Here is a 20,329-nt window from a genome sequence, read left to right as displayed (position 1 = left end):
GCCTGTTTTCTGACTGATGGCCGGCCTCTGTCATGCTCTGGAGCGGATTTGCTCCTGCATCAGATCCACGAAAGCTTTGACCTTTGCAGGCCGGAATCGTGCGGTCGGGAACACGGCATGAATGCCCCCCGATGGCAGTGACCACCTGGGCAGCACCTGTATCAGCGTGCCGCTCTTCAAATCATCGGCCACGGCGAAGTCGGGCAATACCGACAAGCCCGCCCCATGACGCACGGCTTCGCGCACGGCCAGCGTCGCATCGAGCGAGATCACCGGGTGCACGGTCACGCTCTGGCGCTCCAGTTCGCTGCGCGAGAAGCTCCAGTTGCATGGCTCACGCAAGGCAGTGTTTGCAACAAAGGGCAACTCGCTGATGTGCTGCGGCTGTTTGAGCTGCGTCACTTGCCGGCGCAACGAGGGAGCGGCGACCAGCAATTGCCTGAAGCTCCCGATCTGACGAGCCTGCACATTCAAGTGGGAAAGCCAGCCGACGCGGATTGCCAGCTCGACCTGCCCCGACATCAGATCAAGCGGCTGGTCGCTGAACACGGCGTCCACCTTGCATTGGGGATAGTGCCGCGTGAACTCGGTGATGGCGGGTACCACGGCCGTGATGCCATAGTCCAGCGGGGCGGTCAGACGCAAGGTTCCCGAAGGCTCGGCCGCCACTTCCCCCAGCTCGTCGAAGGCATCGCCCGCATCCTTGAGGATGGATGCGCAGCGTTGATAGAAGATCCGGCCTGCGTCGGTGGCAACGACCTTGCGGGTGGTGCGCGTCAGAAGCGTCGTGTGGAATTCGCGCTCCAGCCTTGCGACCTGCTGGCTGACCACGGCCTTGGTGATGCCCAGCCGGTCCGCAGCCGCCGTGAAGCTGCCGGTTTCCACCACGGCCGCAAAGTAGGCCAGGCGCTTGAGATTGGCCAGCTTGCCGGCGACGGATTCTTCGGAATTGTTTGCTATTGACATACAGTTTATCTATTCGATAAGGCTTTTTCTGTCAATGCTTTGTTCCTACGATCACGGTATTGAAGCAATGGAGTCCATGGTGACCAAGACCCTGCATTACGTATTCGACCCCCTGTGCGGCTGGTGCTACGGTGCCGCCGCCGCGGTGGCGGCTCTGCGCAAAGCGCCTGAGGTCGAACTGCGCCTGCTGCCCAGCGGCCTTTTCGCAGGCGAAGGTGCCCGTCTCATGGACGATGGCTTTGCCGCCTATGCCTGGGGCAACGATCAACGCATCGAGCTCCTGACGGGCCAGCGCTTTAGCGAGCGCTACCGCAGCCATGTGCTGTCGGATCGTCAGCAGATGTTCGACAGCGGCCCGGCCACCCTGGCGCTGAGCGCTGTCAGTCTGTGCAATCCGGAGCGTGAACTTGACGCCCTTGAAGCCATTCAGCATGCCCGCTACGTCAATGGCGAGGACATCACGCAACCGCAGACACTGATGGCAGTTCTGCAGGCCCTGGGGCTGGAGCAGGCTGCGGCAAGCCTGCTGCGCTCTGATGGCGAACTGCTGGCTGCCAATCGAGCCCGCATTGAAGGGGCAAAGGCGCTGCAGAGCCAGCTTGGCGCACGTGGCGTTCCAAGCTTCATCCTGCAAACCAATGGCCAGCGCCAATTGCTGAACTCCAGTGCCGCTTACTCCAATCCGCAGGCCTTTGCCGAGCAAATCGCCAAGGCCTGAGGCTTTCGCTTTCAACCCCGCCATCCCGAAACTCACCGGAGAACCATCATGATGAATCGCCGAGACTTTGTCCAAACCGCCGCCGCTGCCGGCATCGCCACAGGCCTGGCTGGTTGCGCCGCTGCCGTGACCGGCCATTCCAAGCTGCAATGGAAGCACTTTCCCGCAGACGACAAAGGCTTCTTCCGTGCGCCCGTGCTGCTCTCGGGCGACAGGGAGGCCATTCTCATCGATGGCGGCTTTTCCCTGCCCGATGGCCGTGCCGTGGCCGAAGCCATCAAGGCATCGGGCAAGCAACTGACCACCATCTACGTCAGCCAGAGCGACCCGGACTATTACTTCAGCCTGGGCCCGATCAAGGCCGCCTTTCCCGCTGCCAGGGTGCTGGCCGCCTCCGACACCATTGCCGCCATCCGCGCCAACGTGCAAAAGAAGATAGCTACCTGGGCACCCCAGCTCAAGGAGAACGGTCCGCAGAAGCTCGCCGACATCGTCTTTCCTGAAGCCTATGACGGCCCCGCGCTGATGCTGGAGGGCAGCACCATCGAAATCGTCAAGGCACAAGGACTGGAGAACCGCCGCTACCTGTGGGTTCCCTCGCTGAATGCGGTCTTCGGTGGCGTGCTGGTCTTCTCGGGTCTGCACGTGTGGACGGCCGATACCCCGACGCCAGCCTCCCGCGCCGCCTGGGTAAAGAACCTGGAAGCCATCGCCGCGCGCAATCCGGCCGTGGTCGTTCCGGGCCACCTGGGCACCCAGGGAGCGCTGGATGTTTCGGCCGTGAACTACACCCGCGAGTACCTGCTGGCCTTCGAGCAGGAGCTGGCCAAGGCGGCCAACAGCGACGCGCTGATCGCAGCCATGAACCGGCGCTACCCTGACGCCGGCCTGGCCGCTGCGCTGCAGATCGGTGCCAAGGTGGCCATGGGTGAGATGAAGTGGGGCTGAAGCCCGGGACGCACACCATGACCACCAATCTGGATATCATCCGCGCGACCTACGAAGGTTCGTCCGAAGAGAACGGCAGGAATCTGCTGGCCGTACTGGCACCCGATGCCAGATGGACAGAGGCTGCCGGCTTTCCCTATGCCGGCACTTACGTCGGCCCGCAGCAGATTGTCGCGGGCGTGTTTCAACGGCTGGCAACGGAGTGGGACGGCTACAGCGCCAAGGTCCATACCTACCTGGCCGATGGCGATCGTGTGGCAGCCTTCGGCGTCTATTCGGGAACCTACCGCAAGACGGGCAAAGCGATGACGGCGAGCTTCGCTCACCTGTATCGGCTCAGCGACGGCAGGATCACGAGCATGGAGCAGTATGTGGACAGCCATCCGGTGCAGCAGGCGCTGCTGGCCTGAGCGCGGCGGAGTCCTGTCATGAACGAAGTCAATGCCAAGCTGCAAGCCATTCTTTTGCTGATGCAGGCCGGGCAATGGAATGCCGCGCACGATGCCGTGCAGCGGCATGAAGGCCTGCTCGCGGCCTGGCTGCACGGGCTGCTGCATCTGCAGGAAGGCGATCTGGAGGACGCCGAGAACTGGTATGAGAGGGCCGGCCTGCGCTTCAGGCAGCGCGGCACGCTGCAGCAGGAGCTGGCCCGGTTTGAAGCGGCGCTGCGCGCTGGGCCTGGCGCGTGAACCGGGGCAGGCCGTGCGGTATCCGATAGCCGGCTGTCCGAGAGTCGGCCGTCCGATGAAGGCCTTTAGGCGGCGGAGCTGAAAGCCTCAGCCCAGCGCCTGTCGGGCGAGCTGCGCAACGGCCAGTTGCCTGTTGGCCCGGGCGCGCTCTCCGTCCTCCAGGAACCAGGCCGCCGACAAAGCGGCGTGAGCCATGACCCATTTGAGCAAACGCCGACGCTCCAGCCCCGTGACCTTGATGACTACGGCAAGCTGCCGAGCGAAGCGCTCCGGGTCGGTGCAAGTCTCCAGCTCGGGGTTGCACAGCACGCTCACGTAGTCGTAGTACCGCTCACCGGTGACGCGCTTTGGATCTATCGCCAGCCATCCACGCCTGTCGAAATCGAGTATGTTGCCGTGGTGCGCATCACCATGCAGGACGACAGGCTCACGCTGCTCATTGAGCAGCTCACCTGCCACCGTTGCGCATTCGGCCATCAAGCCGCCTTCCTGCTGCGCCATCAGCGGGAGAGACTTGAAAAAATCCGTCAGTGGCAGCAGTTCTTCAGGGGGTGCCGAGGGTCTCTTCGAATGCAGTTGCTCGATGGTGCGGCAGATACAGCTTGTCGCTGCATCATCTTCGCCTTCTCTGGCCATGTGCAGCAAATGCCTGGAGCCGGTTGCGCGCTCCATCAGCAGCGCTCCTGCATCTTGGTCGCAAGCATAGACTCGCGCTGCGCCATTGCCACCCCACCATTGAAGCACCCTGGCGCCGATGCGCTCATCAAGGCTTCGCATGATTTTGATCATTGCAGGCAGACCTGCCCAGTTCCTTGTAAGGGTGACGGGCAGAAGGTCACTTGTATGCGTGGTGAAGGGGTCACCGGCCACCTTCGCGCTCCAGCGTTGGAGATGGATATCAAACAGGTCGAGGTTGGGCATCTGGCTGATTTTGGGGTAGTCCATGCCATCCGAGGATTGGGTGCAGCGGTCCAATGGCCGCTGATGGCGGTGGCTTCAACGGGGCAATGCAGCTCCTTGCCGGGGGCCGGCTTCCGAGCAAGTGGCTTGCTTGAGAGGCTCAGTCCTCGCGATCACGCGGGTAGCCTGCGTCTGCCCAGTGCTGTGCAGACGCACGGGTGAGACTATGGCCGGGTCGCACTCGTACCTTGGCCAATTCGCTGCCGTCCGCTGCGGTGGCAGTGAGAGTCGCCGTGGGGTTGTCCTCATCGGGCTCAATATCGAGAGCCACCGTCACGCGCAATCCGCGAACTTCAATCTGGATGGCTTTGTGCAACAGCGCTGCCTGGTGCTGCTCATGGCGACGTATCACTTCGCTGGCAGTCTTCACCAGCGTGTTGAAGGCCGACACGTCAAGAGGCTTGGGATTCTTCTTGTCGCGCCCCATGGTCCATGGGCCGACCAGAGCGGGTTCCGCTTGGCCGTCCCGGGTCATTGAAACTGCCCAGCCATCGTCGTCTTCATTCTTGATGACGCGGGCTTCCCAGCCCTTGTGGTGCCAAAGGCGGTCTTCGAAGATTGAGATGTCTTCTGGTTCGAGTTCTGCTGGCATGTCTGGACTTTTCCCTGAGCTATCAAGTCCAAAGTCTACTGTTTTTTCATACAGCTTGTGGGGCTGGGTCTATCTCCAGCTTGGGCGTCTTGGGCCATGCATGCCCTGACCAGGTCGATGCAGGGGCCTCGCCCAAAGGCACTGGGCAAGACCATCCTGTTTGAAGGCAGAGGCTGCACGTGACTGTCGATTCGACCCGAAGCCGCCGTCAATTCACGAGCCTCATTCGTTCATCTGGAGCAAGAGGCTAGAGTTCATGGCTGTACACGATGAAACCGCTATGTTTGGCTAACTTGTCGTAGAGCGCACGGCCGGCTTCATTGGTTGATTGTGTTTGCCAATAGACGCGATTTGAGCCAGCCAGCATGGCTTGCCTGTAGACGCCGTTGATGAGCGCCTTGCCAATTCCAAGCTGACGCCTTGTCGGGGCCGTGAAAAGATCCTGCAGGTAGCAGACAGGGCCCAGTCTCGTGGTACTACGGTGAAATATGTAATGCGCCAGACCAACCACTTCTCCTGCATTTTCAGCGACCAGCGCAAAGACCGGTTCGATGGGATTAAAGAATCGCTCCCAAGTTTTCTGGGTAATTTCCTTTGCCAGTTCGGTAGCTCCGGCCCTTCCATAGAAAGCGTTGTAGCCATCCCAAAGTGAAAGCCACGCTTCAAAGTCATGTGGTTGGACTTCTCTTACTACGACAGTTGTTGCAGCGTCATTTTTGGACATAGGAAAGACTTTTCATCGTGCGAGCCGGGGGTAAATAGAGCGACCTGTATTGAAGTGTAAGGTCTGCTCGTGGCCGGTAGGCAACGGTCCCGGAATGACTCAAGGCGAACATGCACGCACACATCAGCGTGCATCAGTTCTCTGAGCCGGATGACCCTGGGCAACGATTCGCAGCCATGGCCAACGCGCCTGGTAGGACTCGGCCTTTTGCTCGAAAAGCTCACGATGCGGGGTCAATGGATTGAGCGCCAAAACGCCGTCATAGATCAGCTCCAGGCTGTTCGGCGCATAGAGGCAGCCTGGGCGAAGGCCCACGCAAGTAGCTGGGATCAGGAAGCGATCGATTCCCTCGCAAGAGCTTCGCAGTGCCTGATAGGGACGACCGAAATATGACTCGTACCACAAGTGAACCCGAGCCTGGTTCGTGACTTCAATCTTGATATCCAGGTCGCGTAAAACGCGATCGGCATGTGCTTGTACTTTCTGTTCCGCACTCTCAGTGGTGCTCGATGGATCAAAGTAGAAGAGATCGTAATCTTTGATGGAATCCGCAGGATTTCGTTGCGCCTGCAAATTCCACACTGTCTGAAATAAGCAGCCTGCAACAAGCCAGCCATCTGGAAGATTCAAATCATCCCAGCGCTCCACAATCGTGCGATTGTTGATATTTTTCAGAACATCCGCAACGAAGCGCTCAGGCGTAGGCATCGGGACAGTCAATTCCTGGTGAAACAAAAGTGAAAGGCAAGATCGAAGCTATTTTGCTTCAGTTGCGAAGACCCGCTTCGGGCCGGATGAAACCCCTCGCTTCGGCCGGCCGCGCAGCGGCAATCGGCAATCGGCAATCGGCAAAGGGCCAGGTTCTGCCGAAATACGGTGACTCCAATGGAAAACCGCCCGCGAGTTCCATGCTCGCAGGCGGTCTCGGCGATCAAGGAGTATCTTCAGACTTCGCGTCCGGCCTGATGGCCTGAATGCATGGCGCCCTCGATATAGCCCAGGTCCTGGCAGTCGCCGATGCGGCGCACAGGAGTCCGGGTAAGGGATTGCAGCTGGTCGGCAACGGCGGAGTCGGCCTCGGCTCCAATGGCCAGCACCACGGAGTCGGCTGGCGTGCGGTATTCCTCGCCCTTTTTGTCCGTCCAGACGACTTCCTTGCGCTCGATACGCGTGACGTTGGACTGCATCAGCAGCTTGCCGTGGCTCTTCACGGCGTCATACACGCGCCAGCGGCGCACGATGGCCAGCTCGGTGCCGGGGTGGGTGCCGGGGTCCAGCACGGTGACTTCGCGGCCGCGATCGAGCAGGAACTCGGCCAGCTCCAGGCCTACCAGGCCGGCGCCGATGATGACCACGCGCTTGCCCAGGGGCATCCACAGCTTGGACAGGTTCTGGATCGCTGCCGTGCTGTCCGTCACCTTGAGCATGCCGCCGGCCTTGAACAGTGCGCGCTCGGCCAGATTCAGCTTGGCCTTGGCAATTTCTTCGGCGCGATCGCCCGTCATCAGGCGGCGCAGTTCATCGCCGCTCCAGACATGGCTTTGCTGCGCGCCTTCGATGGCGGGGGCGGCACGCCTGGCGCCGGTGCCCACCAGAATTTCGTCGGGCTTGAGTTCATCGAGCAGCTTGGCATCGACGCTGGTGTTAATGCGAACCTGAATATTGGGGTGGTCCATCTGCTTGACCAGATAGTCGAGCAGGCGGCCGTTCTCGGGATAGGCCAGTGCGGCAAAAAACAGCGTGCCGCCCAGGCGGTCGCTGCGCTCGACCAGCGTCACGCGATGGCCGCGCAGGGCGGCGACGCGGGCGGCCTCCATGCCCGAAGGGCCGCCGCCGACGATCAGTACATGCTTGGGCTTTTCGGCGAAGGTGATGGTCTTGCTCGCCTCGTGGCCGGTCTGTGCGTTGACCGCGCACTTGATGCCCTTGTTGATGAAAATCTCGCTGACGCAGGCATAGCAATAAATGCAGGGGCGCACGCTCTGGGCGGTGTTGGCTTGCAGTTTGTTGGCCAGCTCGGGGTCGGCCAGCAGCTTGCGGCCCATGGCCACAAAGTCAATCTCGCCATGGCTGATGGCGGCGGCAGCGGCATCCAGCTCCCAGCGGCCGGCCGAGATGATGGGAATGCCGACCGCCTTCTTGATGCCGGTGGCAAATTCGCGGTAAGCATTCTGCTTTTGCGGAATCGGTGCATCCGTGAAGGCCGAGCCTGTGGGCAGGCGCGCATAGGCCGAGACATTGATGGCATCCATGCCCAGCTCTTCGCAGAGCTTGGCGGTCTTGAGTGCCTCGTCCATGGTGATGCCGCCGGGCGTGTGCATTTCCTCGGCGTCGATACGCACCCAGATGGGGAAGTCTGCGCCTACGCGCTCGCGCACGGCAGTCAGCACTTCGCGCAGCAGGCGGCTACGGTTTTCATAGCTGCCGCCGTATTCGTCGCTGCGGCTGTTGAAAAAGGGCGAGAGGAAGTTGGCGATCATGTAGTTGTGCGCGCAGTGCACTTCCACCGCATCGAAGCTGGCCTGCTTGGCGCGCAGGGCGGCCGCAGCAAACCATTCCACCATCTGCGCAATATCGGCCTTGTCCATCATGCGGTAGCGGTCGGGGTAGGGGCCAACCCCCACAAAGGTCGAGAATTCCTTGGGTGTGACGGTGCGCATGGCTTCGGCCACAGGACCGTCGGGCGGAATCGAAGACACCCACATCTCGCGCCCGTGGGTGCGGTCGTTGGCCGCGACCTTGCCGCTGTGATTGATCTGGATGGCGACTTTGCCGCCGTGCGAGTGAACGCGGCGCGTGACTTCCGCCAGACCGGGGATGAAGTGATCTTCGGAGATGCCCAGCTGGTGCGGCTCGCTGGTGCCGGTGGGCCAGGAGATGGCGGCCGTGCCCATGATGATGAGGCCGGTGCCGCCCTTGGCACGCTCTTCGTAATAGTCCTGGGCACGTTCGCCGCAGATACCGTCGATGCCGCCGTAGTTCTCGCCCATGGGGGCCATGATGATGCGGTTCTTCAGCTCCATGGTGCCGATACGGCCCGGCTGCAGCATTGATGCGTGGGGATTGCTCATTTTGTTTCGCTGTCTCCTATAGTTTTCGGCCGAGTTCGGCCCCTTCTTCGATGGCGCGCGCTGCATCAATTTTGTGAGCGTTGCGCGCGCCCCCAATCACAGTGTGCGCAATGTTGTGTGCTTGAAGTCTGGATGACCAGGGGTCATGTGATTGCTGGCCGGCGCAGACCACGATGTTGTCCACGCTCAGGCAGCGCTGCTCGCCGCGTATGCGCAGGTGCAGGCCGTTGTCGTCGATGTGGATGTACTCCACGTCGTTGAACAGGCGTGCGCTTTTGTTCTTGAGCCGGGCGCGGCGAATCCAGCCCGTGGTGGTTGGCAATGTGCTGCCCATGGCCGCCTTGCTGCGCTGAAGCAGCCAGATCTGACGCGGCGAATCGGCTTTCTCGCTGGCCTTGATGCCGCCGCGCAGCTCGCGCTCGGGATCGATGCCCCATTCGCGTTCAAAGGCCGCCACGCTGCCGTCCTCGGCCTTGTGGTGGGCCAGCAGCTCGGCCATGTCAAAGCCCAGCGGCCCCGCGCCCACGATGGCCACGCGTTCGCCGACAAAGCGGGGGCTGCGCAAGGCCTCGATATAGTCCACCACCTTGGAGCTGTTCTCGCCCTCGATGCCGCTGCGCCGCGGCGTCACTCCCGTGGCCACGACCACATGATCAAAGGCGCTCAGGCAGTTGATGTCCGGTGTGGTGTTGAGCCGCAGCTCTATGCCCAGGCGCTGGATTTCATGCTCGAAATAGCGCAGCGTCTCGCCCAGTTCCTGCTTGCCGGGCACTTTTTGCGCCAGGAAGAACTGGCCGCCGATGCGGATTCCGGGCTCGAACAGCGTCACCTTGTGGCCCCGGTCGGCCGCCTCGCGCGCACAGGCCAGTCCGGCAGGTCCAGCGCCGAGCACGGCGATCTTGCGCGGTGCAGCGGCTTTTTCCTGCGGCCATTCCCATTCGCGGCAGGCTCTGGGGTTGACCATGCAGCTGACCTGCTGGCGCGTGAAGATGCGATCCAGGCAGGACTGGTTGCAGGCAATGCAGGTGTTGATGGCGCTGCTTTGGCCCGCCTGCGCCTTGCGCACAAAGGCCGGGTCGGCCAGAAAGGGGCGGGCCATGGCCACCATGTCGGCATGACCCTGGGCAATCAGGTCATCGGCCACTTCGGGGGTGTTGATGCGGTTGCTGGCCGCCACGGGAACGCTGACGGCCTGCTTGAGCTGCTCGGCAGCCCAGCTGAAGGCCGCGCGCGGCACCATCATGGCGATGGTGGGAATGCGCGCCTCATGCCAGCCCACGCTGGTGTTGAACAAGTCCACGCCAGCGGCTTCCAGTTGTCGGGCCAGGTCAAGCACTTCCTTCCAGTGGCTGCCATGCTCGACCAGGTCCATCAGGGACAGGCGAAAGCTGATGACGAAGTTCTCGGGCACGGCCGCGCGGATGCCCTGCACGATGCGCAGCGCAAAGCGGCTGCGGCCGGCGGCGTCTCCGCCCCACTCATCGGTGCGGAAATTGGTCAGCGGCGCCAGGAACTGGTTGATCAGATAGCCCTCGCCGCCCATGACCTCCACACCGTCATAGCCGGCCTCCCGGGCCAGTCGGGCGCAGCGCACATAGTCGGCAATGATCTGCTCGATCTGCGCTGTGCCGAGTTCGCGCGAGCTGCGGTTGCTGAGCTTGGAGAGCACGCTGCTGGGCGAGACGCCGCCGCTGCCGTGGTCATAGCGGCCCACATGCAGTACCTGCATGAGGATATGGCTGCCTTCGGCATGTACCGCGTCAGTGATGAGGCGGTGCCGGGCCGCCTGCTCGGGCGTGCACAGCGTCGAGAACTCGGCGTGCTCGGGCATGCCCAGCGCCCACTCGTTGACGCCGAAGCCCCCGGTGACGATGAGCTGCAGCCCTTCCCGTGCACGTTCGGTGTAGAAGAGGGCCAGCTTCTCGAAACCCTGCGTCTGGTCCTCCAGCCCGGTGTGCATGGAGCCCATCAGAATCCGGTTCTTCAGGGTGAGATGGCCAATGGTGATGGGCTGGAAGAGGTGGGGGTACATGGCTGAATTTCCTCACGCGCAAATGTTGAGCCAGTGTAGGAAGGGCCACGGTATATTTTCCCTAGGGGAATTACATCGTCCGTTTGCATGTAGCCTGGTTGTCCAGGATGGGCTTTGATGTGCGCCATCACCACCCAGAAAAAGGAAACAAGACATGTCCATCATCGTGATGAGCGGCTGCGCCACGGGCATTGGTGCCGCTACGCGCAAGGTCCTGGAAGCGGCCGGCCACCAGATCGTAGGCATCGATATACGCGATGCGGAAGTGATTGCCGATCTCTCGACGGCCGAAGGTCGAAAGCAGGCAATTTCCGATGTGCTGGCGAAGTGCAGCAAGGGCATGGACGGCCTGGTGCTGTGCGCCGGCCTGGGGCCGCAGACCAAGGTTCTTGGCAATGTGGTTTCGGTCAATTATTTTGGCGCGACCGAGCTGATGGATGCCTTTTTGCCAGCGCTGAAACAGGGCCATCAGCCCGCAGTCGTCGTCATCTCGTCCGTGGCTTCCGCGCATCTGGATTTTGACAAGAACCCACTGGCACCGGCACTGGAGGCCGGCGAGGAAGCCAAGGCCCGCGCCATTGTCGAGCATGCGGGAGAGCAGGGCGGCAATCTGGCCTATGCGGGCAGCAAGAATGCGTTGACGGTGGCTGTGCGCAAACGTGCCGCCGCCTGGGGCGAGGCCGGTGTGCGCCTGAACACCGTCGCACCCGGGGCAACCGATACCCCCTTGCTGCAGGCGGGTCTGCAGGACCCGCGCTATGGCGAATCCATTGCCAGGTTCGTGCCTCCCATGGGCCGCCGTGCCGAGCCGTCCGAGATGGCTTCGGTCATCGCCTTTTTGATGAGCCCGGCCGCAAGCTATGTGCATGGCGCGCAGATCGTCATTGATGGCGGCATTGATGCGGTGATGCGTCCGGCACAGTTCTGACCTCCTCTGAGGCGCTTTGCCTGGGATGCCCTGCGGCTTCCCGCTCTCTGTGCGGGAGAGGAGCGACGGCCTCGCCGCAAGGCAGCCTTTTTGTTCACTGCCCCCCCGTTTGGGCATTGCCGGTTTTCAACGGCGCTTGCTAAAAGGATGATTTGAGATGAATACCCCTGAACATATGACCGCCGTGGTGCAACGCTATGTGGCCGCGCTCAATGCCGGTGATCTGGACGGCATCGTCGCGCTGTTTGCCGATGACGCCACGGTGGAGGACCCCGTGGGCTCCGAGCCCCGCCGTGGCAAGGCTGCGATTCGTGCATTCTTCACCGACTCGCTCAAGCTGCCTTTGACGGTGGAGCTGACGCAGGAGGTGCGCGCGGTCGCCGATGAAGCGGCCTTCGCCTTCACCGTCGGCTTCGAACACCAGGGCCACAAGACCGTGATTGCGCCCATCGATCACTTTCGCTTCGACGCGGCGGGCAAGGTGGCGAGCATGCGCGCCTTGTTCGGCGAGCAGAATATTCACCCCGGCGCCTGAGCAGGGGCAGGCGCTTGACTGCTCCTGATAGGGGAGCAGTCTTCGCTTGATATAAAAGGATTTCAAGGCTATTTGAATCTGAAATCCATATAGTTTGAGCGCAAGCTGCTATTGATTTTGCTGTTCAAAGCGGTGCGGTGAGCGCTCCCGGCCCGAGCCGACTTACAGATGGAAGTGCCCGGCTGCCTCGGGTTGGTAGAGCACTTTCTCGATCCGGATATGGCAGGTGCGATCGAGAATCCGCCAGTCGATGCGGTCTCCTTCCCGACAGCCCAGAATGGCCGTGCCCACGCCCGAGAAGACCGAGAACCTTCCGGCGCTGTCATTGGTATCTTCGGGGTAGACCAGGGCCACTTCAATGGCCACCTCATCAAGGCGCAGCAAGGCTCTGGAGTTCATGGTGACCACATTGCGCTGCACCAGTCGCGCATCGACGACGGTGGCGCGTTCGATTTCATGCTCCAGGTCGGCCGCTTGCGACTCCCATTCCAGCGCGAGCCTGTCTCTGAGGCGTGCCTGATCCACGGCGGTGATGCAGATGCCCGTCGCAGCGCCCGGCAGCCCGGCGCGCAAGCGCTGGAGGTAGCGCTGCGCCGTCATCGCATAGGACTTGAGTGCGGGTGTCTCGTTCTCCAGCACAAAGCCGTTGTGCACAAAGGCCTTGAGCGAGCGCGTGTTGTCGGCATGGATCCTGGCAATCAGTCTTTGGGCCCGCATGTCGAAAAAGGCCAGCTTCATGCCCTCGTGCAAGGCGCTGGCGCCGAGCTTGCGCCCCCAGTTGTCGCGCTTGCCGATGACCAGCACGATTTCGCAGTCCGGCCCGTTGCGGACCAGACGCACGAAGCCCACGGGCACGTCATCGCGGTCGTAGGCCATGAAGAAGCGGCCGCCCTGATTGAAGAGATGGGTGAGTATAGGCAGCTGAACCCGGTCGATGAGCTGCTCGATGTGACGCGAGACATGGCGCGAATCGCTGAGGTGGCGCACGACGTCCTCGTCGTTCAGCCAGTCCACCAAGCTCAGCGCATTGGCTCGCGTGATTTCCGGGCACAGGGACATGAAAGGCTTGCTCATCTTCAACACCGTCGGTTGCAAGAATGAAAGCCTTTCATGGCCACGGCGTTGGCCATGACGGTTCTTTCGATACAGACACTGATTCTAGGCAAGCAGATTCTGCTGCACAGGCACAGCGCCGATCTCGCATCTCTTTGCTCGGTCTATGGCGAGCCTGCCCCGCAGGCGCAGAAGCCATGGCACCGGCGCTGCAGGGCGGCAAAGGCCGACGCCTGCAATGCTCCGTATTAAGGAGCTGCTTGCGCTTGACTGAATTCGAATTCAGATTGTTTTATATCTGAAATTGTTAATGGATTTGCGCTATAAGCTATTATTTATATAGCATTTGAGATGTTGAATGCAGCGATCCGGTCTGGACCGGCGCGCGCAGTCCAGCCAGGCCGGCCTTTCAGGGGTCAGGGATCAGGGATTGGTGTATTTGAGATGGATGATCGGGTAGGCGCGGCCTTGTCCGTCCTGCGGGGAGCGGCCAGTGCGCTTGAAGCCCATCTTTTCGTAAAAGCCCACCGCTTGCGCGTTCTGCTCGTTCACATCGGTGCTCATCTCGGGATGCAGCGCCAGGCCGTGGCGCACCAGCGCCGCACCGAGGCCCCGGTGCCTGAAGGCGGGGTCCACAAACAGCGCTTCCATATGGCCCTGGTCCACAAGCATGAAGGCCAGGGGATGCTCCTGTTCGTCGACAGCGAACCACAGCGGGGCATCTGGCAGAAAGCCGCACACCATCTCATCAATCTCGGCGCGATCCTGCGGACTCAGAAAGTCATGGGTGGCATCAACGGCATGGCGCCAGATCTCGATCGCTCGTGCCCCGTCTTCGGGGCGGGAAGCTCGAATGCAAGTCATCGCCGAATGATACATATGCACCATGCTCGCCCCGGTGCCGGGCATCAAGAGCGGTCCATGCCTGTCAGATGGGGCTGTATCACCTCGGTGATCCAGTTCAGAAAGGCCGTGACCCGCGGCGCGATATGTCTGCGATGCGGATACAGCAGGGACACCGGCATGGGCGCCGCCTTGAAGTGGGGCATGACCTCGACCAGCAGGCCCTGATCCAGCAGATGGCGCGCACCCCGGACAGGGGCCTGAATCAGGCCCAGGCCGGCAAGACAGGCTGCCTGGTAGGCATCTGTGCCGTTGACCACCAGGGCGCTGCGCATGGGCTGCAGCGCGATTTCCTTGCCGCGCTGATATTCCCAGCCCGCGCCGTGCCGCCCGAGCTGGTTTGCATAGTGAATGATCCGGTGCCGTGACAGATCGGCCAGTGTCGCGGGCGTGCCGTGGCGCTGCAGATAGGCGGGGCTGGCCAGATTGCACATCTCCATCGCACCGATGGTGCGGGCGATCAGGTCGGTATCTGCCAGCGCGCCGATGCGCACCACGCAGTCAAAGCCTTCCTGCACCACATCCACGCGGTGGTCCCTGGTACTGATGCCTACTTCCAGCAAAGGGTGGGCCGAGAGGAATTCGGGCAGTTTGGGAATGACGACATCCCGGGCCAGAGAGTTGGGCATATCGATGCGCAGACTGCCTCGCAGTCCGCTGGTGGCGGGCTGGAACATGGCTTGCAGCTGTTCCAGGTCGGCCATCAACTCCTTGCTTCGCTCGAGGAACTGCTCGCCATCGGCGCTCAGCCGCACATGTCTGGTGGTGCGTTGCAGCAGACGGGTTCCGAGCTGCTTTTCCAGCTGCTGCACCACGGTCGACACACGGCTTTTGGTCAGCCCGAGCTGCTCTGCGGCCAGGGTGAAGCTGGAGAGTTCGGCCACGCGGGTGAACACATGGAGAGCATTGAAGTCCATGGCTTTATTGTATTTTTAAAGTGAACAGTGCGATCTTTTCTAAATTGTTTATTCATTGAGGGAGAACACCTAAAGTCCTGGCTCGTTGACACACTCCATGAGACCGACATGCAAGCATCTGCACCCCGTATCGCATTGATCACCGGCGCAAGCCGTGGCCTGGGCCGTAGCGAAGCCCTCAAACTGGCCGAGCGCGGCGTTCATCTGATCGTCACTTACAAGGACAGCGAAAGCGATGCGCAGGAGCTGGTCTCCCGCATCGAGGTGCTGGGCAGCCGCGCCGTGGCGCTGCGCCTGAATGTGGGTGAGAGCAAGAGCTTTGCCGCGTTTGCCGACCGTGTCGGGCGCGTGCTGGCCGAGACCTGGCAGCGCGAGCAGTTCGACTATCTGGTGAACAATGCCGGCATCGGCCTGGTGGCGCCGTTTGCCGAGACCACGGAAGAGCAGTTCGATCTGCTCGTCGATATTCACCTCAAGGGCACGTTCTTTCTGACGCAGAAACTGCTGCCCCTGATCCGGGACGGCGGACGCATCATCAATACCTCGTCCGGGCTGGCACGCTTCAGCCTCCCCGGCTATGCCGCCTACGCGGTGATGAAGGGCGGCATTGAGGTGATGACGCGCTATCTGGCCAAGGAGCTGGGAGCACGCGGCATCGCCGTGAACACCATTGCCCCTGGCGCCATAGAGACGGATTTCGGTGGCGGCGTGGTGCGCGACAACGCACAGCTCAATGCCCATATCAGCGGCCTGACCGCCATGGGCCGGGCGGGGCGCCCCGACGATGTGGGCGCCGCGGTTGCCGCCTTGCTTGCCGATGGCAACAACTGGGTCACGGGCCAGCGCATTGAAGTCTCTGGTGGCATGATGCTCTGAGCGCGTATCAATCTTGAGGACTCCATCCGGATTTCTCGGGGTGAGCGGCATCGGGTATGCAGGTACGCAGCGGCAGAGGTGATGCCTGCGGCCCCGTTTTGGGACAGAGGATCTGGAGACTGAGTCGTGCCCGAGAGCTATCTGGGAAGCTGTTTATGTGCAAGAGTCGGCTACAGGCTGCGGTCGCCGCTCAGGGCCGTGACGCATTGCCATTGCGGGCAATGCCGCAAAAGCCATGGCTCCGCGTTCGCGAGCTATGGCGCCGTGCCGCGCAAGGATTTGTGCATAGTCTCAGGGCAGGGCGACATCAAGTCCTACGCATCGTCAGCTTCCGTGCACAGGCAGTTTTGCCCGCACTGCGGCTCATCCCTGTTCTGGTCCAGGCAGGCCGGTGACTGGGCCGACTGGATATGCATTGCACTGGGCACGCTGGACTCGCCTTTTTCGGCGCTCAAGCAAAAGCATGTGCATGTGGAGTCGCAGCCTTTGTGGTCAAGCTTTGCCAGTGGCTGCATGCGCAATGACCGAGGGCTGCCTGAGACCTTCGAGCTGCTGCACCGGCCTCAAGCCAGGCGATGTTGCGGCCCTGTTGCGGCGCTGGCTTGATGCGTTCACTCCCCCTTGAACACTGGCTGGCGTTTCTCAATGAACGCATTCATGCCTTCCTTCTGGTCGCGGGTCGCAAACAGAATCTGGTTGGCCTTGCGCTCCAGCATCAGGGCGGCGTCCAGCGATGCGTCCATGCCGGCAATCACCACTTCCTTGATCTGTTCCACGGCCAGTGGGGGCATATTGGCAATCAGCTTCGCCATTTTCAGCGCCTCAGGGATTACCTGATCGTCTGCACAGACTAGGCTGACCAGACCCATGGCATAGGCTTCGTCGGCGCTGACGGGTTTGCCCGTCAGCAGAATGCGCATGGCCTGGAACTTGCCCACGGCGCGCACCAGTCGCTGGGTGCCGCCGATACCGGGCATGATGCCGATGCGAATCTCGGGCTGTGCAAAGCTGGCCCCTTGCCCGGCAATGATGATGTCGCAATGCATGGCCAGCTCGGCCCCGCCGCCAAAGGCATAGCCGCAGACCGCTGCAATGATGGGTTTGGGGCATTTCTCAATGGGGGCCCAGACGCGCTCCGTGTGGCGCTTCATGATCTCTATGGGGCCGCAGGAGTCCATGCTCCTGATGTCCCCGCCTGCCGCAAACACCTTGTCGCCGCCAGTCAGAACGATGCAGCGCACGCTGGCGTCTGCGCTCAGCTCCGCGAAGGTTCTGGACAGCGCTGCCTGCAGAGAAAGACTCAGCGCATTCGTTGCCTCGGGGCGGTTGAGCTGAACGATGGCCACGCCATGGTCCTGGTGCCGAACCAGTAGCTCTCGCTGCGCGGTGTCCATGTTTTCAATAGCGGAAAGCGTTGCCGACATAAGGATTCCCAGGGAGTTGAACAGGGACGATGGTCGTTTTCAAGGGATGGACCAACATCGTCCTTTTGGACGTATCTGCTGCTGGTGCCGAAACCTAAATTGGCAGGCATGGACACGAACAACAACTTTCAAGACAAGGTGGTGCTGGTCACTGGCGGCACCAAGGGCATCGGCAAGGGCATTGCCCAAGCGTTTCTCGCGGCAGGAGCCACGGTGGTCGTGTGCGGCCGTCAGCAACCCGAAGCGTTGCCAAGCATCAATGGGCGCAGCGCAGACTTCATTGCCTGCGATGTGCGCGAGGCCCAGGCCGTCAAGGACATGGTCGATCAGGTGCAGCGTCGCCATGGTCGTCTGGACGTTCTCGTCAACAACGCCGGCGGCGCTCCCCATGTCGATGCCGCCACGGTGTCGCCGCGCTTTCACGAAAGCGTGCTGCGCCTGAATCTCTTCTCGACCCTGCATGCCTCGCAGGCCGCCAATGCCGTGATGCAGCAGCAGGACGGCGGCGGTGTGATTGTATGCATCGGCAGCATCAGCGCGCTGCGTCCTTCCCCCGGTACGGCCGCCTACGGCGCGGCCAAGGCGGCGGTGCTGAGCCTGGTCAGTTCTCTGGCCGTGGAGTGGGCGCCCAAGGTGCGCGTGGTGGCCGTCAGCCCCGGCCTGGTGCGCACCGAGCAGTCCCATCTGCATTTCGGGGACGAGGCCGGTATCGCCTCTGTCGCGCAGACCATTCCTGCGGGCCGCCTGGCCGAGCCCGAGGACATTGCCAACGCCTGCCTGTATGTGGCCTCGCAGAGCGCTTCCTACATGAGCGGCACCAATCTGCTGCTGCACGGCGGCGGCGAGCGCCCCGCATTTCTGAGTGCCTCGAACTCGGAATCCGTGCCGCAGAAACACTGAATTTCAAAGGAGACAATCTTGACCGATCAAGACTGGATGGCAGAGGTCCGCGCATACGTGGGCAAGCAATACGGGCGTGTCCATGCCTGGGACAAGGTCAACAGCCCCATGATTCGTCAGTGGAGCGAGCTGATGGGTGTGGCCGTAAAGACCAACAAGGATGGCAGGACCATTGCACCTCCTGCGATGCTGCAGGTCTGGTGCATGGAAGGGCCGGTGCAGAACAACTATCCGCCAGGCTCCACGACAGAGAACCCTTATGAAGTTCTGAAGCTGATCGAAGCGCACGACTTTCCTTCCACCGTGGCGGTGAATTCCGAGCTGAGCTTCGAGCGCGATGTGCTCGAGGGTGAAGACCTGTACTACACGACACGTCTGGAAGCCATCAGCGAAGAGAAGACCACGGCCCTGGGCACGGGCTACTTTGTCACGCAGATCATGGAGTACTTCTCGATCAAGGCAGCGAATGGCCAAGACGAGAAGGTCGGCCAGCTGATGTTCCGCGTCTTCAAGTTCCGTCCCGCCAATGTGCAAAAGGCCGACCCCGCGCAGGTTGCCGCCCCGAAGATCAAGCGACCCGCACCGGGCGTGAGCGACGACAACCGCTTCTTCTGGGAAGGCCTGAAGGAAGGCAAGCTGCTGATTCAGCGCTGCAAGAGCTGCGGCGATCTGCACCATCCACCCGGTCCCGTCTGTCCCCAATGCCATTCGTTCGACTGGGACACGGTCGAGGCCAGCGGCAAGGGCACGGTGTACTCGTTCGTGGTCATGCACTACCCCGAAGTGCCGCCTTTCGACCACCCCAATCCCATCGGTCTGGTGGAGCTGCAGGAGGGCGTGCGTGTGATTGCCCAACTGGTCGGCGTCAAGCCCGGCGAGGTGCAGATCGGTCAGAAGGTGCAGGTGGAGTTCAACACCTTTGACGGTGATCTGACTCTGGCCCAGTTCCGTCCCGTGGGCTGATGCGAGGAGACCGTCATGGACTTTCAACTCAGTGAAGACCAACGTGCATTTGCAGACATGGCGCAAAGCCTGTTTGCAGACTATTGCACCGACGACAAGCTGCGCGAGCACGACGCCTCGGGCCGGCCTTTCATGCAGGAGCTGTGGCAGCAGTGCGTGGCTGCGGGCCTGCACAGCATCCTGGTGCCGGAAGCTGCAGGCGGCCTGGGTCTGGGAATGAGCGAGATGCTGGCTGTGCTGGAGCAGCAAGGCCGTGCGCTGGCGCAGGTTCCGCTGTGGCAGCAGCAGGTCGCTGCGGCCGCGATTGCGAAGTTTGCCGAGGGGCAGGACGCAGTCGTTCAGTCAGCCTTGGAGGGCGAGTTGCTGGCTCTGTCGCTGCAGGCCGCAGTGGCCACACGCGGGCCGGCGCTTCAGTTGCAGGGTGAGCGACTCAAAGGCCAGCTGCAAGCCGTGCCGTTGGGCGAGCAGGCCCAGATGGCTCTGGTGGCAGCGGCGGCGGGCGATGAGATCAAGCTGGTGCTGGTGAACCTGCAGGCCGATGGCGTCAGCCGCGTGGCCGGCATGCGCGAAGACTACTGTGCGGTGGCAGACATCAGCTTTCGCAACACGCCGGTGCTGGCCGTGCTGGGCGGCCGTGCGCTGGACTGGGTCAACGAAATGGCAATCGCCTGCCTGGCCAGCCTGCAGCAGGGCGTGACACAGGAGCAGTTGCGCCGCACCGTGGAGTATGTGAGCGAGCGCAAGCAGTTCGACCGTCCCATCGGGACTTTCCAGCTGGTGCAGGGCCAGATGGCCGACGGCTACATCCTCATGCAGACGCAGCGCAGCGCACTGAGCCAGCTGGTCTGGCGTCTGGATGCCGGCCTGCCCTGCACGCCGCAGGCCCATGCAGTGCGCGCCCAGTCCAACGAGCTGGGCCTGATGGTAGGCCGCGTTGCACAGCATGTGCATGGCGGCATGGGTGTGGATGTGACCTATCACATTCACCGCTTCATGTTCTGGTGTCGGGCACTGGCTGCCGAGGTCGGCAGCGCCGAACAGCACCTGCAGGCGCTGGGCCAGTGGCTCGCAGACAACGACACGCTCGGCTGGAAGTACGACCTGCCCGAAGACCGCTAAGGAGACAACAA

The 20,329-nt window shown here is 61.9% G+C and carries 22 protein-coding genes; 11 read left to right on the top strand and 11 right to left on the bottom strand.

What is annotated here, in order from left to right:
• Positions 1-30: 30 nt before the first annotated feature.
• A complete protein-coding gene (locus QYQ99_RS05205) occupies positions 31-966 on the bottom strand; it encodes a LysR family transcriptional regulator (RefSeq protein WP_302091719.1) in 936 nt (311 codons plus the stop codon).
• A gap of 67 nt (positions 967-1,033) precedes the next feature.
• Here QYQ99_RS05205 and QYQ99_RS05200 point away from each other — a divergent pair, with 67 nt between their 5' ends.
• From QYQ99_RS05200 to QYQ99_RS05185, 4 genes are read left to right on the top strand one after another with little or no spacing between them, the layout of a single operon-like run.
• The gene (locus QYQ99_RS05200; RefSeq protein WP_302091718.1) at positions 1,034-1,684 is read left to right on the top strand and encodes a DsbA family protein; all 651 of its coding nucleotides are present in this window, start codon (positions 1,034-1,036) and stop codon (positions 1,682-1,684) included.
• Positions 1,685-1,732: 48 nt separating this feature from the next.
• Positions 1,733-2,632 (top strand): MBL fold metallo-hydrolase, encoded by a 900-nt coding sequence (locus QYQ99_RS05195; protein WP_302091717.1) that lies wholly within the window; start codon positions 1,733-1,735, stop codon positions 2,630-2,632.
• Positions 2,633-2,649: 17 nt separating this feature from the next.
• Positions 2,650-3,042 carry a nuclear transport factor 2 family protein gene (locus QYQ99_RS05190; RefSeq protein WP_302091716.1) on the top strand — a complete coding sequence of 131 codons (393 nt, stop codon included), beginning with the start codon at positions 2,650-2,652 and terminating at the stop codon, positions 3,040-3,042.
• An 18-nt stretch (positions 3,043-3,060) separates the two neighbouring features.
• The gene (locus QYQ99_RS05185) at positions 3,061-3,321 is read left to right on the top strand and encodes a hypothetical protein (RefSeq protein ID WP_302091715.1); all 261 of its coding nucleotides are present in this window, start codon (positions 3,061-3,063) and stop codon (positions 3,319-3,321) included.
• Positions 3,322-3,408: 87 nt separating this feature from the next.
• On the opposite strand, the gene QYQ99_RS05180 is transcribed toward QYQ99_RS05185, so the two are convergent.
• The 6 genes from QYQ99_RS05180 to QYQ99_RS05155 form a co-directional block, all read right to left on the bottom strand.
• Positions 3,409-4,242, bottom strand: coding sequence for an aminoglycoside phosphotransferase family protein (locus QYQ99_RS05180; protein WP_302093116.1), 834 nt, complete (start codon positions 4,240-4,242; stop codon positions 3,409-3,411).
• A 139-nt stretch (positions 4,243-4,381) separates the two neighbouring features.
• Positions 4,382-4,873 (bottom strand): hypothetical protein, encoded by a 492-nt coding sequence (locus QYQ99_RS05175; protein WP_302091714.1) that lies wholly within the window; start codon positions 4,871-4,873, stop codon positions 4,382-4,384.
• Positions 4,874-5,120: 247 nt separating this feature from the next.
• Complete coding sequence (locus QYQ99_RS05170) at positions 5,121-5,597, bottom strand: GNAT family N-acetyltransferase (protein WP_302091713.1); 477 nt, start codon at positions 5,595-5,597, stop codon at positions 5,121-5,123.
• A gap of 123 nt (positions 5,598-5,720) precedes the next feature.
• Positions 5,721-6,305: a nucleotidyltransferase family protein gene (locus tag QYQ99_RS05165; protein ID WP_302091712.1), complete on the bottom strand. Its 585-nt coding sequence runs from the start codon at positions 6,303-6,305 to the stop codon at positions 5,721-5,723.
• Between the two features lie 236 nt (positions 6,306-6,541).
• Positions 6,542-8,668 carry an NAD(P)/FAD-dependent oxidoreductase gene (locus QYQ99_RS05160; RefSeq protein WP_302091711.1) on the bottom strand — a complete coding sequence of 709 codons (2,127 nt, stop codon included), beginning with the start codon at positions 8,666-8,668 and terminating at the stop codon, positions 6,542-6,544.
• 16 nt (positions 8,669-8,684) lie between these two features.
• A complete protein-coding gene (locus QYQ99_RS05155) occupies positions 8,685-10,700 on the bottom strand; it encodes an NADPH-dependent 2,4-dienoyl-CoA reductase (protein ID WP_302091710.1) in 2,016 nt (671 codons plus the stop codon).
• 154 nt (positions 10,701-10,854) lie between these two features.
• Between QYQ99_RS05155 and QYQ99_RS05150 the strand changes: the two genes are divergently transcribed.
• A complete protein-coding gene (locus QYQ99_RS05150; protein WP_302091709.1) occupies positions 10,855-11,628 on the top strand; it encodes a 3-alpha-hydroxysteroid 3-dehydrogenase in 774 nt (257 codons plus the stop codon).
• 157 nt (positions 11,629-11,785) lie between these two features.
• Complete coding sequence (locus QYQ99_RS05145; RefSeq protein WP_302091708.1) at positions 11,786-12,163, top strand: steroid Delta-isomerase; 378 nt, start codon at positions 11,786-11,788, stop codon at positions 12,161-12,163.
• Between the two features lie 162 nt (positions 12,164-12,325).
• Here the strand turns inward: QYQ99_RS05145 and QYQ99_RS05140 are convergent, their stop codons facing one another.
• The 3 genes from QYQ99_RS05140 to QYQ99_RS05130 all read right to left on the bottom strand — a co-directional run bounded on the left by QYQ99_RS05140 (position 12,326) and on the right by QYQ99_RS05130 (position 15,036).
• Positions 12,326-13,237 (bottom strand): bifunctional GNAT family N-acetyltransferase/nucleoside diphosphate kinase regulator, encoded by a 912-nt coding sequence (locus QYQ99_RS05140; RefSeq protein WP_302091707.1) that lies wholly within the window; start codon positions 13,235-13,237, stop codon positions 12,326-12,328.
• 402 nt (positions 13,238-13,639) lie between these two features.
• Entirely contained in the window at positions 13,640-14,080 is a 441-nt protein-coding gene (locus QYQ99_RS05135) for an acetyltransferase (RefSeq protein WP_302091706.1), read from the bottom strand.
• Between the two features lie 44 nt (positions 14,081-14,124).
• On the bottom strand, positions 14,125-15,036 hold the full coding sequence (locus QYQ99_RS05130; RefSeq protein WP_302091705.1) for a LysR family transcriptional regulator: 912 nt from the start codon (positions 15,034-15,036) through the stop codon (positions 14,125-14,127).
• 108 nt (positions 15,037-15,144) lie between these two features.
• Here QYQ99_RS05130 and QYQ99_RS05125 point away from each other — a divergent pair, with 108 nt between their 5' ends.
• Together QYQ99_RS05125 and QYQ99_RS05120 are read left to right on the top strand one after the other, a co-directional pair.
• A complete protein-coding gene (locus QYQ99_RS05125) occupies positions 15,145-15,912 on the top strand; it encodes an SDR family NAD(P)-dependent oxidoreductase (protein ID WP_302091704.1) in 768 nt (255 codons plus the stop codon).
• A 126-nt stretch (positions 15,913-16,038) separates the two neighbouring features.
• Positions 16,039-16,518 (top strand): GFA family protein, encoded by a 480-nt coding sequence (locus tag QYQ99_RS05120; protein WP_302091703.1) that lies wholly within the window; start codon positions 16,039-16,041, stop codon positions 16,516-16,518.
• Positions 16,519-16,523: 5 nt separating this feature from the next.
• Here QYQ99_RS05120 and QYQ99_RS05115 read toward each other — a convergent pair whose 3' ends face one another.
• Positions 16,524-17,336 (bottom strand): enoyl-CoA hydratase, encoded by an 813-nt coding sequence (locus QYQ99_RS05115; protein ID WP_302091702.1) that lies wholly within the window; start codon positions 17,334-17,336, stop codon positions 16,524-16,526.
• Positions 17,337-17,444: 108 nt separating this feature from the next.
• Here QYQ99_RS05115 and QYQ99_RS05110 point away from each other — a divergent pair, with 108 nt between their 5' ends.
• Genes QYQ99_RS05110 through QYQ99_RS05100 form a run of 3 tightly spaced genes read left to right on the top strand, consistent with a single transcriptional unit; the run spans position 17,445 to position 20,318 of the window.
• Complete coding sequence (locus QYQ99_RS05110; RefSeq protein WP_302091701.1) at positions 17,445-18,236, top strand: SDR family oxidoreductase; 792 nt, start codon at positions 17,445-17,447, stop codon at positions 18,234-18,236.
• An 18-nt stretch (positions 18,237-18,254) separates the two neighbouring features.
• Entirely contained in the window at positions 18,255-19,199 is a 945-nt protein-coding gene (locus QYQ99_RS05105; RefSeq protein WP_302091700.1) for a Zn-ribbon domain-containing OB-fold protein, read from the top strand.
• Between the two features lie 15 nt (positions 19,200-19,214).
• The gene (locus QYQ99_RS05100; protein WP_302091699.1) at positions 19,215-20,318 is read left to right on the top strand and encodes an acyl-CoA dehydrogenase family protein; all 1,104 of its coding nucleotides are present in this window, start codon (positions 19,215-19,217) and stop codon (positions 20,316-20,318) included.
• The last annotated feature ends 11 nt before the right edge of the window (positions 20,319-20,329 follow it).

The sequence above is a fragment of the Comamonas testosteroni genome, assembly GCF_030505195.1.
Lineage (GTDB): Bacteria > Pseudomonadota > Gammaproteobacteria > Burkholderiales > Burkholderiaceae_C > Comamonas > Comamonas testosteroni_G.
The sequence above is the reverse complement of the archived record's forward strand: the minus strand, read 5'-3'. Positions and strand labels throughout refer to the sequence as shown.

Bases quoted from the DNA above. Each gene is read 5' to 3' on its own strand.
- QYQ99_RS05145 (WP_302091708.1), top strand. From the start codon at position 11,786: ATGAATACCCCTGAACATATGACCGCCGTGGTGCAACGCTATGTGGCC.
- QYQ99_RS05150 (WP_302091709.1), top strand. From the start codon at position 10,855: ATGTCCATCATCGTGATGAGCGGCTGCGCCACGGGCATTGGTGCCGCT.
- QYQ99_RS05185 (WP_302091715.1), top strand. From the start codon at position 3,061: ATGAACGAAGTCAATGCCAAGCTGCAAGCCATTCTTTTGCTGATGCAG.
- QYQ99_RS05135 (WP_302091706.1), bottom strand. From the start codon at position 14,080: ATGACTTGCATTCGAGCTTCCCGCCCCGAAGACGGGGCACGAGCGATC.
- QYQ99_RS05205 (WP_302091719.1), bottom strand. From the start codon at position 966: ATGTCAATAGCAAACAATTCCGAAGAATCCGTCGCCGGCAAGCTGGCC.
- QYQ99_RS05125 (WP_302091704.1), top strand. From the start codon at position 15,145: ATGCAAGCATCTGCACCCCGTATCGCATTGATCACCGGCGCAAGCCGT.
- QYQ99_RS05200 (WP_302091718.1), top strand. From the start codon at position 1,034: ATGGAGTCCATGGTGACCAAGACCCTGCATTACGTATTCGACCCCCTG.
- QYQ99_RS05160 (WP_302091711.1), bottom strand. From the start codon at position 8,668: ATGAGCAATCCCCACGCATCAATGCTGCAGCCGGGCCGTATCGGCACC.
- QYQ99_RS05115 (WP_302091702.1), bottom strand. From the start codon at position 17,336: ATGTCGGCAACGCTTTCCGCTATTGAAAACATGGACACCGCGCAGCGA.
- QYQ99_RS05170 (WP_302091713.1), bottom strand. From the start codon at position 5,597: ATGTCCAAAAATGACGCTGCAACAACTGTCGTAGTAAGAGAAGTCCAA.
- QYQ99_RS05190 (WP_302091716.1), top strand. From the start codon at position 2,650: ATGACCACCAATCTGGATATCATCCGCGCGACCTACGAAGGTTCGTCC.
- QYQ99_RS05165 (WP_302091712.1), bottom strand. From the start codon at position 6,305: ATGCCTACGCCTGAGCGCTTCGTTGCGGATGTTCTGAAAAATATCAAC.
- QYQ99_RS05155 (WP_302091710.1), bottom strand. From the start codon at position 10,700: ATGTACCCCCACCTCTTCCAGCCCATCACCATTGGCCATCTCACCCTG.
- QYQ99_RS05130 (WP_302091705.1), bottom strand. From the start codon at position 15,036: ATGGACTTCAATGCTCTCCATGTGTTCACCCGCGTGGCCGAACTCTCC.
- QYQ99_RS05100 (WP_302091699.1), top strand. From the start codon at position 19,215: ATGGACTTTCAACTCAGTGAAGACCAACGTGCATTTGCAGACATGGCG.
- QYQ99_RS05195 (WP_302091717.1), top strand. From the start codon at position 1,733: ATGATGAATCGCCGAGACTTTGTCCAAACCGCCGCCGCTGCCGGCATC.
- QYQ99_RS05110 (WP_302091701.1), top strand. From the start codon at position 17,445: ATGGACACGAACAACAACTTTCAAGACAAGGTGGTGCTGGTCACTGGC.
- QYQ99_RS05140 (WP_302091707.1), bottom strand. From the start codon at position 13,237: ATGAGCAAGCCTTTCATGTCCCTGTGCCCGGAAATCACGCGAGCCAAT.
- QYQ99_RS05180 (WP_302093116.1), bottom strand. From the start codon at position 4,242: ATGCCCAACCTCGACCTGTTTGATATCCATCTCCAACGCTGGAGCGCG.
- QYQ99_RS05175 (WP_302091714.1), bottom strand. From the start codon at position 4,873: ATGCCAGCAGAACTCGAACCAGAAGACATCTCAATCTTCGAAGACCGC.